The sequence below is a fragment of the Synechococcus sp. HIMB2401 genome (assembly GCF_042883245.1).
In the GTDB taxonomy this organism is placed as follows: Bacteria; Cyanobacteriota; Cyanobacteriia; order PCC-6307; family Cyanobiaceae; genus Parasynechococcus.
In genome coordinates this window covers 107,098-120,910 of sequence record NZ_JBDJKK010000003.1, presented here as the reverse complement: position 1 = coordinate 120,910, position 13,813 = coordinate 107,098, and the positions used below count along the sequence as shown (strand labels likewise).

Annotated in this window: 16 protein-coding genes; 7 read left to right on the top strand and 9 right to left on the bottom strand. The window is 55.6% G+C overall.

Going from position 1 to position 13,813, the window contains the following annotated elements:
* Window positions 1–9: 9 nt before the first annotated feature.
* Window positions 10–618, bottom strand: a complete 609-nt coding sequence (rpsD, locus tag AAXE93_RS08620) for a 30S ribosomal protein S4 (protein WP_011363781.1) — start codon at window positions 616–618, stop codon at window positions 10–12.
* A gap of 76 nt (window positions 619–694) precedes the next feature.
* Between rpsD and yidD the strand changes: the two genes are divergently transcribed.
* From yidD to AAXE93_RS08605, 3 genes are read left to right on the top strand one after another with little or no spacing between them, the layout of a single operon-like run.
* Window positions 695–973 (top strand): membrane protein insertion efficiency factor YidD, encoded by a 279-nt coding sequence (gene yidD / locus AAXE93_RS08615; RefSeq protein ID WP_390129979.1) that lies wholly within the window; start codon window positions 695–697, stop codon window positions 971–973.
* The gene (locus AAXE93_RS08610) at window positions 973–1,245 is read left to right on the top strand and encodes a glutaredoxin family protein (RefSeq protein ID WP_390129977.1); all 273 of its coding nucleotides are present in this window, start codon (window positions 973–975) and stop codon (window positions 1,243–1,245) included. The genes yidD and AAXE93_RS08610 overlap by 1 nt, the downstream gene beginning before the upstream one ends.
* A gap of 36 nt (window positions 1,246–1,281) precedes the next feature.
* Entirely contained in the window at window positions 1,282–2,787 is a 1,506-nt protein-coding gene (locus tag AAXE93_RS08605; RefSeq protein WP_390129975.1) for a UDP-N-acetylmuramoyl-L-alanyl-D-glutamate--2,6-diaminopimelate ligase, read from the top strand.
* A gap of 34 nt (window positions 2,788–2,821) precedes the next feature.
* Here AAXE93_RS08605 and AAXE93_RS08600 read toward each other — a convergent pair whose 3' ends face one another.
* Window positions 2,822–4,003 carry an aminotransferase class V-fold PLP-dependent enzyme gene (locus AAXE93_RS08600; protein ID WP_390129973.1) on the bottom strand — a complete coding sequence of 394 codons (1,182 nt, stop codon included), beginning with the start codon at window positions 4,001–4,003 and terminating at the stop codon, window positions 2,822–2,824.
* Window positions 4,004–4,074: 71 nt separating this feature from the next.
* Here AAXE93_RS08600 and AAXE93_RS08595 point away from each other — a divergent pair, with 71 nt between their 5' ends.
* Window positions 4,075–5,241 (top strand): hypothetical protein, encoded by a 1,167-nt coding sequence (locus AAXE93_RS08595; RefSeq protein ID WP_390129971.1) that lies wholly within the window; start codon window positions 4,075–4,077, stop codon window positions 5,239–5,241.
* A 503-nt stretch (window positions 5,242–5,744) separates the two neighbouring features.
* Here the strand turns inward: AAXE93_RS08595 and AAXE93_RS08590 are convergent.
* Both AAXE93_RS08590 and AAXE93_RS08585 read right to left on the bottom strand, forming a co-directional pair.
* A complete protein-coding gene (locus AAXE93_RS08590) occupies window positions 5,745–5,894 on the bottom strand; it encodes a hypothetical protein (RefSeq protein ID WP_390129969.1) in 150 nt (49 codons plus the stop codon).
* Between the two features lie 449 nt (window positions 5,895–6,343).
* Entirely contained in the window at window positions 6,344–7,003 is a 660-nt protein-coding gene (locus AAXE93_RS08585; protein ID WP_390129967.1) for a hypothetical protein, read from the bottom strand.
* A 529-nt stretch (window positions 7,004–7,532) separates the two neighbouring features.
* On the opposite strand from AAXE93_RS08585, the gene AAXE93_RS08580 reads away from it, so the two are divergent.
* The gene (locus tag AAXE93_RS08580; protein ID WP_390129965.1) at window positions 7,533–7,775 is read left to right on the top strand and encodes a hypothetical protein; all 243 of its coding nucleotides are present in this window, start codon (window positions 7,533–7,535) and stop codon (window positions 7,773–7,775) included.
* Window positions 7,776–7,948: 173 nt separating this feature from the next.
* The gene (locus AAXE93_RS08575; protein ID WP_390129963.1) at window positions 7,949–8,371 is read left to right on the top strand and encodes a glycine zipper 2TM domain-containing protein; all 423 of its coding nucleotides are present in this window, start codon (window positions 7,949–7,951) and stop codon (window positions 8,369–8,371) included.
* 460 nt (window positions 8,372–8,831) lie between these two features.
* Here the strand turns inward: AAXE93_RS08575 and AAXE93_RS08570 are convergent, their stop codons facing one another.
* From AAXE93_RS08570 to AAXE93_RS08560, 3 genes are all read right to left on the bottom strand, one after another.
* Complete coding sequence (locus tag AAXE93_RS08570; protein WP_390129961.1) at window positions 8,832–9,263, bottom strand: hypothetical protein; 432 nt, start codon at window positions 9,261–9,263, stop codon at window positions 8,832–8,834.
* Between the two features lie 416 nt (window positions 9,264–9,679).
* Window positions 9,680–10,054, bottom strand: coding sequence for a hypothetical protein (locus AAXE93_RS08565; protein WP_390129959.1), 375 nt, complete (start codon window positions 10,052–10,054; stop codon window positions 9,680–9,682).
* A 248-nt stretch (window positions 10,055–10,302) separates the two neighbouring features.
* Window positions 10,303–10,776 (bottom strand): hypothetical protein, encoded by a 474-nt coding sequence (locus AAXE93_RS08560; protein ID WP_390129958.1) that lies wholly within the window; start codon window positions 10,774–10,776, stop codon window positions 10,303–10,305.
* Window positions 10,777–11,463: 687 nt separating this feature from the next.
* Between AAXE93_RS08560 and AAXE93_RS08555 the strand changes: the two genes are divergently transcribed.
* The gene (locus AAXE93_RS08555; protein WP_390129956.1) at window positions 11,464–11,598 is read left to right on the top strand and encodes a hypothetical protein; all 135 of its coding nucleotides are present in this window, start codon (window positions 11,464–11,466) and stop codon (window positions 11,596–11,598) included.
* A gap of 87 nt (window positions 11,599–11,685) precedes the next feature.
* Here AAXE93_RS08555 and AAXE93_RS08550 read toward each other — a convergent pair whose 3' ends face one another.
* Window positions 11,686–12,198: a hypothetical protein gene (locus AAXE93_RS08550; RefSeq protein ID WP_390129954.1), complete on the bottom strand. Its 513-nt coding sequence runs from the start codon at window positions 12,196–12,198 to the stop codon at window positions 11,686–11,688.
* A gap of 126 nt (window positions 12,199–12,324) precedes the next feature.
* Window positions 12,325–12,828: a hypothetical protein gene (locus AAXE93_RS08545; protein ID WP_390129952.1), complete on the bottom strand. Its 504-nt coding sequence runs from the start codon at window positions 12,826–12,828 to the stop codon at window positions 12,325–12,327.
* Between the last annotated feature and the right edge of the window lie 985 nt (window positions 12,829–13,813).

Here is a 13,813-nt window from a genome sequence, read left to right as displayed (position 1 = left end):
GGATCTGGATCAGACCTTGCGGGAGTAGTACTCCACCACCAGCAGTTCGTTGATCTCCAGGGCAACCCACTCGCGTTCGCAACGGGCGGTGACCTTGGCGCTCAGCTTGGACTTGTCCAGCTCGAGGTGGCTGGGCACGTTGGCCAGACCGGGGAACTCGAGGTTGGCTTCAGCCAGCTTCTTGCTGCACTTGCGCTCGCGGATGGCGATCACATCGCCGGGCTTGCACTGGTAGCTGGCGATGTCGGTCACACGACCGTTCACGGTGACGTGGCCGTGGTTCACCAGTTGACGGGCGCCGGGCACGGTGGGACCGAAGCCGAGGCGGAAACAAACATTGTCGAGACGGTTCTCGAGCAGCTTGAGCAGGTTGGTTCCGGTGGAACCTTCCTGGGCGCGCGCTTTCTTCACGTAGCGCACGAGCTGACGCTCGGAGACGCCGTAGTTGAAGCGAAGCTTCTGCTTCTCTTCGAGACGGATCGCGTATTCAGAGCGCTTGCGACGGGCTTGGCCGTGCTGACCGGGGGGATAGGACCGTTTGGCGGCCTTCCGGGTGAGACCGGGGAGGTCTCCCAAGCGCCGCGTGATCCTCAGGCGAGGGCCGCGGTAACGAGACATAGGTGGGAAGGTGTGTGTTGAGTTCGTGCGGTTGTTGGGCATGCTGGAACCGAAACAGCTCCAGGCATCTGCCGCGATGCACGAATCTGCAACTGTATCTGGCGGCCCGATGGCCAACCTGCGACAGGCACTGAACCAGGCTCTTGCGGCTGTTCTCCTGGCAGGGATTGGGTTTTATCGGCGCTTCATCTCCCCGATGATCGGGCCTCGCTGCCGCTTCACGCCCACCTGCAGCGCCTATGGCCTGGAGGCCATCCAGAAGCATGGACCGTGGAAGGGGGGCTGGCTCACCGTGAAACGGCTGCTGCGCTGTCATCCCTTCACGCCCTGCGGCTGTGACCCGGTGCCCGATTGATGAAGCAGCTCACCCTCTTCAGCCGTACCGGTTGCTGCCTCTGCGAAGGCCTGGAATCCCGCTTGCGCGACCTCGATCTCCTGGGGCTCTCGATCGAGCTGACCGTGATCGATATCGATGCGCCCGGCACCCCCCAGGAGCTGAAGGCCCGCTACGACCTTGAGGTGCCTGTGCTCGCGCTCGATGGGTCTGAGCTTCCCCGGGTTTCCCCGCGGCTCACGGGTGAGGGACTGTTGAATTGGTTGCAACGCTGTCTGTCCACGGCTCTCTGAACGGCTTAAAACTCCCCCAAGCACAGGGGAGATGGGATGACGCAGGTGTTGCATGCCCTGTTGAGTGATGCAGGCATCGCAGTCCCGCCGGGGCTGGTGAACCCTGGGTTGGAGGCCATCACCACCGATTCCCGACGCGTCGGCCCTGGAACTTTGTTTCTCGGTCTCCCGGGCGAACGGGTGGATGGAGGCAGCTTCTGGGCCCAAGCCCTTGAGGCCGGGGCCGCCGCTGCCGTGATTGGAGCTGAAGCCGCTGCTGCGCAACCGCCAGCTGCTGACGACCCCGTGGTGGTGATCCAAGAGCCGGTGGCGCGTCGGATTGGTGAGATCGCCGCGGCGTACTGGGATCACCCCTGCAGGCGCATGGCCCTGATTGGTGTGACCGGCACCAATGGCAAAACCACCACCACCCATTTGATCGAGCATCTGGCTGCTTCGGCCGGCCAATCGGTGGGCTTGTTCGGCACGTTGGTGAACCGCTGGCCGGGCCACAGCATCACGGCCTCCCACACAACGGCCTTTGCCGACCGCCTGCAGGAGCAACTCGCCGAGGCTGCCTCCGCAGGTTGCGGCCTGGCGGCGATGGAGGTGAGTTCCCACGCCCTGGCGCAGCAGCGGGTGGCGGGCTGCCGCTTCGCGGGCGCCGTGTTCACCAACCTCACCCAGGACCACCTTGATTACCACGCCTCGATGGAGGACTACTTCGAGGCCAAGGCGTCGCTGTTTTCAGATCCTTTGCTGCTGGCCGACGGCGTGCGATCGGTGGTCAACAGCGATGACCCCTGGGGGGCGCGCCTGGCCGAACGGCTTGGGGCCGCCTGTTGGCGCAGCTCCCTCGAGGATCCCTCGGCCGAGTTGTACATGAGCGACCTGCAGATGACGGCTGCTGGGGTGGAGGGTCGCTTGATCAGTCCTGTGGGCGAGGGTCGTTTCCGTTCGCCCCTGTTGGGTCGCTTCAACCTGATGAACCTGCTTCAGGCGGTGGGGGTGCTGCTTCAGCAGCAGCTGCCCTTGCCGGTGCTGCTGGAGGCTATCGGCCGTTTCGGTGGCGTGCCCGGCCGCATGGAGCGGGTGATCCTGAACGGGGTGGATGAAGCGAATTTGCCGCCGGTGCTGGTGGATTACGCCCACACTCCCGATGGTCTGGACAATGCGCTTTCAGCAGCGCGTCCGTTCTGCACCGGGCGGCTGATCTGCGTGTTCGGTTGCGGTGGTGATCGGGATCGGGGCAAGCGTCCGCAGATGGCGGCGATTGCGGCACGCCTGGCGGACCGCGTGGTGGTCACCTCAGACAACCCCCGCACCGAGGATCCTCAGCAGATCCTGGATGACGTGGTGGCGGGGATCCCGGCCGATAGCGATTTGCTTGTGGAGGCTGATCGAGCCAAGGCGATTGCCTCAGCCATTGCCGAAGCAGAGCCGAACGACCTGGTGTTGGTGGCTGGCAAGGGGCACGAGGACTACCAGATTCTCGGCACCGAAAAGGTGCATTTCGATGATCGCGAGGAGGCGGAACGCGCCCTGCGTTTGAGGTTGTCTTGAAACAAGTGGCTCTGAGGCGGTTGATCTGAGCCGATCAAAGGGCGCTGATCGCGGCCACCAAAGCGTTGATGTCGTCGTCTGTGGTGGTGATATGGGTGCAGGCCCTCAAGCAACTGGGGTCTGCCAGATCGCGAATCCAGAGCCCCTGTGCCCCCAGCTGCTTCACATGCTCTCCAGGGGGCACATCGCCAATGATCTGAAAGCTCACCAGTCCGCTGGCGGGCGGCACTTCCAGCAGGGGCTTGACGGCCTCCAGCCCCTGGAGTGCCCGCCAGAGCTTGCCGCTGAGGGCTCGGATGTGGTTCCAGCGTTGCTGGGCTGATCCTGCTTTCTCCAGCAGTTGCATTGAACAGCGCAGGCCGGCCATCAGGGGAACGCAGCTGGTGGCTACTTCCAAGCGGCGGCTGTCGTGATGAAACAGATCAGTGCTGCTCAGATCCACCTTGCTTTCATCACGCAGGCTGCGCCAACCGATCACGGTTGGAGACGCCTCGGCCACCACACGCTCTGAAAGCGCCACGCCCCCCAGGCCTTCTGGTCCACAGGCCCACTTGTGCCCGGTGAAGGCGTAAATGTCTGCAGCAGCAGCGGCGTCTTTGACGGGGATCTGTCCGAAGCTTTGGGCTGCATCCACCAACAGAAAAGGTTGTTGGGGGTGCTGATTGAGCTGCTTGGCGACGGCGGCAATCGGCATCACCTGGCCGGTGTTCCAGAGCAGATGGCTCAGCACCACCAGCCGGGTGCGGGGGGTGAGGGTTCGCTCAATCGCCTCGACCACGGCGGCATCGCATTGGGTCTGATCACCCCGCAAGTGCTTCACGGGGAGCACGTCAATGGCCAGGTTCTGGCGTCGCGCCAGTTCCACGCAGGCACTCACAACGCCGGGGTGTTCGCAGTCGCCGATCAGCAGCCGGTCCCCTTCGGTAAACGGCAACCCCCAGAGCGGCAGCACGCAGCCGCTGGTGACGTTTTCGGTGAGGGCAAGCCGGTGGGGCGGAACGCCGCAGCCCTGGGCCAGAAGGCGGCGGGTGCTGCTCACCTCTTTGGCGATGTAGGGCCAAACGTCTGCAGTGAACGGCCCAAGCTCCTGAATCCGCGCCCAGCTTGCGGTGATCGCCTCCAGGGATGGATTGGGCAAAGGCCCTTGGCCGCCGTAATTGAAGTAGGTCTTGTTTTGCAGGGCAGGACACAGTGATCGCAACTCGTTTGTGCCCATCTGGCTTTTGGCTGACTAGGGTGTGACTAAAGCTGTGACTAAAGGTGCCCTTCCGGAAGCATCCGACATACGTGCGTAAAGCACGCAATGGGTACCAGCTGCAGCGTGGCGTCCCGAAGGACGTTCAGCCAGTCATAGGCAAAACGATTTGGGTTGAGGCTGCGGGGTCGACCTATCGGGTCGCCCAGCGTCTCTCGCCAGCTTTTGCGGCCAAGACCGACCGGCTCATTGCTGAGGCTCGAAATGAGGTGTTGCTCACGGGGGAGGAGCTGATTGATTCGCTGCCTCAACGGTTTGACCTCAAAAATTTTGAAATTGTCGATCTGTTGCTTGAAGGCTCTGGTGTCGCCGTCGAGGAAGGTCTGATCACTCCCCAGCAAGAGAGCAGGTACAGAGCTGTTCTGAGGGGAGAGGAGCCGCCTCGACAACATCTCTCGAAGGACGAGTTGATCCAGCAGGCCAAGGCCCTTAAGTCGCCTGCAGCGCGGACCGAGATGAGTTGGAAGAGTGCCCTTGATGGGTTCTTGGAGCATGCGGGGATCACGCACCCAACTGCTGCCACAAAGCAACACGCCATTGCTTATCGATCCTGGTTGTTGGAACGCCTCAATCCTTCAACTGTCAAAACGCAACTCGCTTTTTTGGGCGGTCTTTGGTCAGTTCTTTGTGAGTTGCGGCCTGATTCCACGCATGTCTTTCGAGGACTGAATAAACGAATCAAGGTCGTCAAGTCCAGAAAGTCTGACATCACCATCACCGATCCATCGCAGTGGGAGGTGGCGGGAGATCAGATGGAGATTTTTCATTTCCTGTTTTTCACGGGTGCTCGTCTTGCCGAGATTGCTGGCTTGCATGCAGAAGACTTGCTGGAAGACCGGATTCTTATTCGACCCAATGAGTTGAGGCCTCTTAAAACCCTTTCCTCTGAACGGTCTATTCCGATTCATCCAAGGCTCGAGGCTTTGGCTCTAGAGTTACGAACGAAGAAAGGGCTTTTATGGCCAGGTCAGTATCAGGAAACAAACAAGCGTTGGGGTGTCAACCTTTCAAAGCCATGTAGAAAAATAGTTGGAATTACTCCTAAAGGTTTTAGAGACCGTGCTGCAACAGTATTGCGGTCCAATAATATGAATGAAGCTGTTGTCGTTTCATTGCTTGGGCATACACCCAATTCAATTTCAATGTCATATGGCGCTGTACCATGGAGTGAGCTGAAACGCGCCGTAAAGCTCCTCTAAGTCCTCTATTTATGGTTGAACGATTAATCCATCACACAACACTTATCTCTTCTTGAGGGCTCTTCTGGGCGGCTCTGAGCAATAGGACCCTAAAACAAGGGAAAAGCCAAAAGCTTTCCACTATCATCAAAGAAAAGATGATCAAAAAACCCGTGGTTTGGAAGCCACGTAAAAGAAATGGGTGACTCTGAATGCCTTCGGGAGTAAGTCGTCATCCGCGTTATCAGACGCCAGGGAGAACAAGCCTTCAGGCAGCTTGTAGTAGTACCCGTTATCTGATCCCGTCAGCGTGACGCCCTAACACAGCGGCACCACCATGAACTCAAGTGAAATCGTCCTCTTTGAGGTATTCATTGGATTCGTGTTTGCGGAGTAAGTGCTACAGGCGGAGCCTGCGGCAACAACTCCCAAACCGAATCTAAGTGAATATGTAATTGCTATTTGTATAATGCAAGAAATTTGGCTCAGTCCCTCAGCAAGCAGGTCAGGGAATCAGCCATGACCTACTTCTTGAATAGGGCTCGCCAGACGACATAGCTGCCGCCACCAAGCAGGACTAGGGGAAAAATCATCTTGCTGAAGGCCAACAGGATGACTCCACCAAGGCTGATCAGTCCGACCTTCTTAACCATGGCCTGACTTTCGTCAGTCATCTGGTCCCACCTGACCCGGGCCATTGCGACTCAGAAGCTGTGGATCACTTTTTAAGGGGAATTGGCTTTGGATGCAACGGCCTCTACCCACTAGCTAATGCCACGTTGCTTTGCTTGAGCGCTAACTCCAGTCCACTGGAAAGAGTTTTGTCTTGGTGGCGGTTAAGTGAGGCATGTCCTCTATGAGGTGCTGGGCTGCCCACACCCCACGGACTACGCGGCATACACCTTCTTTGTCGCAGACCCTGTAGTACTCGAAGCCTTGTGGAGCGGTGGTGAGTTTGGTTGCTCTCATGTCATGGGTTCCAGCTGACCCAATAACTAGGCAGCAGGATTAGTCTTGACTGAGTAGACCGAGACAGAACGTTCGGTTCGTCACAAAACCTTGGACGGCTTAACGGGCTCAACCGTATCGAGTAAGCCCCGACAAAGATCATTTGAGAGCAGCTTTACTCAGACCATGGGTCCGATTTGGATTCCTCTTGGGCCGCCTCACGTGCCGCGATGATTTCCTTGGCCTCCTGCTTCCAGGCCAATCCAATCGGATCGCCTTCCATCTTCAGGAGATATTCAGCCTGGCTAGCGAAGTAATCCTCTTTCGTGATCCGTCCTGCCTTGATCAGGATTAAGGCTCGGACGACATGGCCGTGGCAGTCATAAGGAGCTCCTTCTCCGATGAAGCCCCCTCCATTTTTTCGGCTGAACTCGCGGGAGTCGGAAATCAAGTCGATGGTTTTGCCTGCAATTACCTCTGCAGCACGCGCACGTAACCAACGGTCAGCCCCGTCGGGCATGTTCCCTTTCTGGAGCCACTCATCCCAGACGTAGTCGCGGTATGCATCAATCTGCTGTTCGCGCGTCCACTCTGGTTTCTTTTTCTCGAAGAAATTGCCTACAGGCGATTGTTCACGGCTGATGAAGTACCGCCGTGCCAGATCGGGACGGTGGGGCGATCTCGTCCCACCGTTACCTTTTTGTGTAGTTGCACCAACCCAGTCAGACCGAGTATCCGTTCTCCCCATAACTGCGATGGGGTCGATCTCGTCGTCATCAGTTTCGTCCCACGCTGATGAACTACCAACGACAGCCTCGGCAATCCAGGACAGCATTTCTTTGCTGTTCGTTCGCCAGTCCCATTTTTTGGCCCTACTACTCGTCATCGGCGTTTTCGGATCACTTTGTTTTCACCCATTCTGGACCTCCTCTTGTTCAGCAGGATCAATGTGCTCGAGTAGTAGCGCCCATTGCTCCATCCAGTGATTGATCTTCTCTGGCTTGCGGTTGCAGAGCTACGTCTGCGGCCAGTGTTGTAGACGCGATTCACGATCCGTTGCTAGGAAAGTAAGTGAGACGAGATGGCCAGGAAAATGGCGGTCTTGGCTCAGGTGATCTGCTCTATGAGCTGCAGCGGATCACCTTGACGTGAATTGTGCGGGACAGAACCTAGCTGCAGTCCCTAATGTCTACCCATTACTAGTGCACCGTTGCTGTGTTCGACTTGAAGTGACATAGCTTTTTCTGCTACTCGGAGTTCAGCCATTCTTTTCTCCTCTGGTTTTCTGGCGCTTCGTCTAAGTTGTGGCCCTTTTCGGACTAGGCTATTAGTAGCCACATTGAGCTGTGAACAGAGGTCTTTACGTGAAACGACTGCTGGTGCTCTTTTACGTTCTGCTCGTTTTGGTTCCCTCTGCTTTTGCTTGGGAGAGGTTTGACCGCGACGAAGGATATAAAAACTGCGTCGATGTGGCTTTAAGAGAATGGTTAGACCAGGGGAGATGGAGATCATTGAGCAGGGTTGAGAAGAGCGCCTACAAGTCTTTGGCGCATCAGCGCTGCAGTTCGCCAGCCCAGCAACATCACTTGAGTGATTTGGTGAAATAATATTTAATCCCGTTTGGGTTTAGTAGTCGAGATCTGAAGGTTGATGAGAAAGGCGCTCGGCAGCTTTCTTCACTTGGCTCATTGGCGTTCCATAACTTCCCATTTCGGTGTCTTCCAATCAGCTGAGCTTGGCGTCTCTATGGGAGTAGCTTTTCTGTAGAGGAACAATCACGATGCCCTCGCTCCAACCTTTCCTTGTGTCCCTGCTGATTGGCACAGCGGCTACGCCGCTCGTTGGCGTTGTAGGCGCAGAAGCCCAAACCGTTTCCCAGCCTGGTTATTCGCGTAGTACGAAGTGTTTTCGGGACGAGTACAGGGAGGAATACGTACCTGGTACAAAAGACAGGCCTGGATACGTACGGAATTGGACTGAAAAGGTAGAGATTGCCTGCTCTGGCAGCTCGACTCAGGCCTCTACGCAGAAATCCCAAGAAGTCGATATCGACAACAACGACTGCAGCCAAGGGAGTGTGATTGGTGGATTGCTTGGAGCAGGATTAGGCGCGGCTCTGTCCAGGGACAAAGGCCGTTGGGTGGGAGTCCCTGTTGGAGCTGCAGCAGGAGCAATGGTCGGCTGTCAGGTAGATGGTGGTTAATGCTCTCTGAACACGCATGAGTCCTTTTCTCCTGCTGGTTGGATTAGGCCTCGGTGGTTATCTCGCCGTATGGCGCAACAAGCGAGCCTTAAAAGCCAAAGCGCGACGCGGGCGTTAGCTGTCCTCAGCCAGTTCAATCACGTGCCGCAGCGTCACCCACTGCATGTTGAATCACAGCTTTTGACAAGCGAAACCACCGCCTACACAGAGGTGATATCGCCGCTCTCAGAGGTGCAAATCAACTGGAGCACCGAAGTCATAACTTTGGAGACCCAGCACCCTGTGTATCACTTGCTACTTAAATTGAGTTTTGCTCTTCTCAATGACCGCTTAAGTGAATGGGGTAGAGGTAGCACCGCGTAAAAGCCACTAATCCCGACCAAACAAATTTCAAACGGTCGTGCCTAGCCAAATAACGCGACTTCGGGTGACCCGAAAGTATTTCTATGCAAAGGACCCCTTAGAAGCCTTCAGCACGTCTTTTAACTGATTTTTGAATAGATTTAGTGACTGCATTGCTGTCCCCATCAGTAGCAAAAAGATAGTTAGGAGCATTCAGAGATGCGCATCCAGCCCTATCAAGCTCTTTGCGAAAAGAAGCCACAAAAGAGCTGCCCAAGCTTTGACCTTTCCAATCAATTCCTGGATCCCATGAATCCATCTCGACATTGTATGCGACAAGATATTCATTGAATATCAAATCTAGAGCTTGATCTACCTCAATCATTCCTTCCTTATATGCGTGACAAATCACTCCTGCACCGGCTTGCGAAGCCCCAGACCAAAACGAATTGAAAGTATCGTTTTCACTTGTTTTTTGTTCTGATTGAACTGATGTGGGTGTGAATGCTGAAATCCCAAATACGGCAAATAAAGTCAGAAAAATTTTCATCGCAACGACATGGCTTTCTAGTCTCAGCGGAAGGTAGCGATTCAGGGCACGAAGGTAAAGCCCGAGGGGTCTGCATCCCCCCGGGCACCATCTGCACCAGAGCTGGCACCGGTCGCGGTTATGCGATTTCGTCCTGCATCGCAGCAAAGAGGACAAGGAGGGAGGCCGCCCCTCCCAGGTGGATGAGATGTGGATGGTTTGCGAAAAGCACGAGCAAGCTGGTCATAAGGGGCACCACGAATTCACTCGCGTAGTGGGCTACGCCCGTGAGGCGAGCCCACGAAGGAGAAGTACAAGCTCTGAGCTCCGTCGTAGCAGAAGCAGATGGGCTGGGCACGCGAAGACAGCTAAGGAGATTTTGAGTGCCTTTACTTCTGAGCCTCAACCCTTTGGTGATTAGTCCGACCTATTTGCCTTCAGAGGTACTTCTGCAAGACAGCAGGAATCTCCAAGTCCTCTGGTGAGTCGCACTGGCTGGCTTGTTCAGCAAGCTGCGCGAGAGCCACTGATTCCTCTGGAAGGGGAATGCTGCATTCGCAGACATTCTCTTTTTTGCGAGGGAAGCGATTACCCAGAAAAAAAGGTGGCAACTCCCAATCGCGAGAAATCAGCTCCTCACCGTCCGCATCTGGCCGAGCATTTTGGTGCTCCAGCTTGAGGTCAATAGCTTCCCCCCAACTGTTCCAAGGACGTTGATTATCCATGAAACGCTGTTCAGGGCAGGGGATCTTGAGGATGTCGGCGGCTCTGCACATATGGCGGAACCACCAACCAGACCAGTTCATCTCCATCACATGGTCAACGACCTCATCCGCAGTACAAACTCCAGTGGTGATGTGCCATGGCGCTGGCTTGGGATGAGCATGACGAGCGGATCTTTCTAGGAATGTCAAAAGGCGTGGCAAGGCTGATTTGAAAAAAGCCCGCTTTCGCTTTGAACAAGTCCCATCAAGAGCGACGTCCTCTGTGACGGACCATGGGGTCCAATCCAGTTGGCTCTCGTCTGTGCCGATGCCATTAGAGAGGGAGTCACTACCCATCAGAACGACAGCGGCAAGCCAGTAGGCAAAGGCGAGAGACCTAAACGCTGACGCTCGGCATTCATGACTTGGCGACCTTCTTCAAGGAGCTGTCGCCCTGCCTTCCGTCGTTTTGACCTGCACTCCTTGCCGTCCTGAAAAGTCTGAGCATCCTTCAGGCAAGCCTGAGTTGACTGGAACAAGGCAAGTCTCTGCTCATAGCTGCTGAGAAACCAATCGCGCCTCACTTGGAAAAGCTGTTGCTTTTGGCTTTCAGTCAGCTGCGCTTCCTCTTGCGCACGTCGTTCTTGCATTCGCTGTTGTAGGCGACGTTGCAGGAAGGATTGAGCTTGACCCTCGCCCTGATGCAGCGTGATTGCTGACAGAGCAAGACAAGGGATAAGCAGCACACCGCTCAACCGAGCAGGCGAAAACGTGCGAGGCGAATGGCTATCGGTTGCACCAAGGCCATCGGAACCAAGTTGTTTGCGCATTAGAAATCAACCCGCCTATGAGGCGGTACGAGGTGTTCGGGTTAGTTCGAATGTCCTCAGACCCGCCTTAGCGGGGATGTCTCCTTAGACGTATGAAAGCTAACAGCATTTGCTCTCACCATCTGACCCAACGCCACAGGCGAGACATCACAGTTGAGATAATCTCGGCCCCTGAGGCTGGCTAATTGCGTGATAGCAGCCCCCTCTATCGGCTGGGCTGACTTCCAACAGCCTTAACCGAATCAAAGATGCGGGACTACGGAACCGCGAGGAGAAACATGTTCGCCCCGAGCGATGCGGTCCGTTCCATAACGCTGCCGACGAGTTCTGCAATCAAGTGCAATGCACTGAATCTTTCCCGTTATTGGAAGACGGGGTTAAGCGCAGAAAGCCAGCCCCATCCACAGTTGCCGTGGGATGGGGACTGGATTGTCTGCCAGCTAACGGGTCGCTCTCCCGTGCTGCCGCGATGACTCACTCAGCCGTAAGAGGAAGTACCGCAGGTCTCCTTGATAGGTGCTCGCTAGTGGCTCTGCACACCATTTTTCGAAGACCTTTGGGATCAAGGATTTCTTCCATGAAGGTCCGATAAGGAAGTCGCGATGGCTACAGAAAGTCGTCGTATGTCCTCCTAACGCCTACTGGCCCAACGCCACACGCGAAACTGAGATAAGGAGTCAACTTTGTATGGACGACCGTTTGAAGGTCGCTCTGAGCGCGGTGCTCATTGCGGCAATGTTTGTAACCGCTGCTGGCGGTAACTGGTTGACGTTCCTTTTCTTCGCTGCCATGGCGGTCATCGTGACTTGGGAAACCAGCTAAACAGGCTTCATTAACTGGGTTAACGCTGACCTCGTTCCCCACATTGTTCCTAGAGCCTGAATTCTGCGTTCCTGAGGCGGGTTGATTTCAAAATTGAGATTGACCTGATGTACGGCGCGAGGTTGGCTCAGAAGCTGAAGACTGTTCTGGAGGGTTCTCCTCAGTACTTGTCTCAGAGGCCATATCCTCAACCTCTGAAACCGGTTTATCCGTCGCTTGACTTACTGAAGACTCAGGTTGAGTTGAAGGGGCTGTGACCCGAGTGGCGCAGTCGCGTCTGATTTTTTGGACATCCAATGCGAATTGATTGGCTGCTCCCCCTGCCAGTAAGGCTTGCTCCATATCTCCTAGTTCATCCATCAGGACTGCAAACGCTCGGTATCGAGGAACAAGCAAGTCCATCCCTGCAGTGATCCTTCCGCTGTTGGCGCACCGCCCATCGAGGTCAAGGTCTGCGACCTCTTCAAGCCTCTCGTCCACCTCTTCGAGAAGTTCGTTGATCTGCGCTTGAAGTTTCTCTGCTACCTGAGCGGCTGTCGGTTCCGCCGGTTTACAAGCAGCCAGCAACAGCAGGGGCAGAAGCAGCAGAAGTCTTTTCATACCTCTGATTGTGCCTTGATCTCGCTTCTGGCGCCCAGCCCATGTGCTTCTGTACTACGCAGCGGGCAAGGAAGTGGGTCGCCAGATCAGTTGGAGTGCGTAATGCCCAACTCGATCGACGTTGGATCACAGTTGGTAGCTGCAGGTTGTTTGCCACTGATCAAGACCGCCATAACCGTCGTTTTCCAAGTAGGTCACACGAACATCGACACCATTGCTTTCGTTGGCGACGTACAGGTGATCTACGAAGACGTAGCTCCCTGGATCCCACAGAGCAGCTTTGATTGCCTGCTCACAGTTTTGAACCAAGCCCTGACGTGAAGCGGCCTTCAGCCTTTCAGCAGGCTCCACATAAGCCTTGAGCTCTTCACATTTGAAATGTTTGTCTCCTTTCCCCGGTTCAGCCTTGTTGAGTTGGGCACGAGTCCAGTCGCACCTCTTGAAGTCAGAGATGATCCCGGCACTCTTGAAATCAAAGTGGGATTTGCGCTGCTTGTCGGTTAACGCAGAAGAAGCAGCATCACCTCTAGCCGACTTTGTTGAGAGGAACGCGTCTGCATGGCTGTAGTAAGCCCGAGCTCCTAGGCCAACCGCGACAACAAGCACAGCCGAGGGAATCCAGCGTCGCACTCTCATTGGTCTATTAAGGCCGGAGTCAATGATGTCAGCGGTAGCAATTCAGACCCTCGGCAGGATCAGGCTCAGTGGTGGCCCTTTGCAGCGAATGCTTCAGCTGACTGGCTGCGAGTGCAGTCAACAGCGTTGGCGCCTCCAACGAAAACAGCCAAGAACATGATCGCGACGATCACGCTGCCAAAGATGTAGGAGATAGGAGATTTCATGCCGATGAAGCTAACGGCGTTATCAGGCCCGGGTTACGTCATTTGATACCTGGCGAGCGTTCAAATCAGACCCAAGCAGGCTTAGGGCAACGCCTATCAGCAGAAGCTGCGGAATATTCCAAATACTCCTCCAACGGCTTACCTGCATAGAGGCAGTGCCGGTAATGCCCAACCTTTCGGAATAGGAAATCCATCTCCCGCTTCAGGTCACTGACGTTTTGCTCATATGCCTCTTCTGCTGACCTGAGCCTGTAGACGGCCTGCACGTACTCCTCCTCTGCATCTCGCAGCTTTTGCTGTGGTGTGAACGAGTCAAAGTTCTTCCGGAGGGACATAGGTCGCAACCGTTTTGGAAATGATGCCAGCGGTTCAGATCCTCGTGCAGATGTGAGTCACGAGATCAGCGTTTACCAAGTTGAAGACGCTTCAATCGTCTCGCCACCCCGTCCAAACTCCAGCAGAAATTTCTGAGGCCCGTCTACGTACTGGCATGGACCTGGAAGCCCCCCATGCCCCTCCTATTTTTGAAATTTCGCAGGACTGGGTAGTGGCTCAGTCGCTTTACCAGCATTCCTCCAAGCCAACCCAGCTTCGATTGCAGTGCCAGCTGCCTGCTGCACAAGGGCCATAAAGGAGGGCCGCCCCTCCCAGGTGGAAGAGACGGCCTAGCGCGCTTGTTCAGGATTGGTCGATCAATTGTTGATCAGCCTCCAGTGGCTACCCCTACAACAACAGTCGCAATAGAAACCACGATGCCTCCCCACTTCACCCAT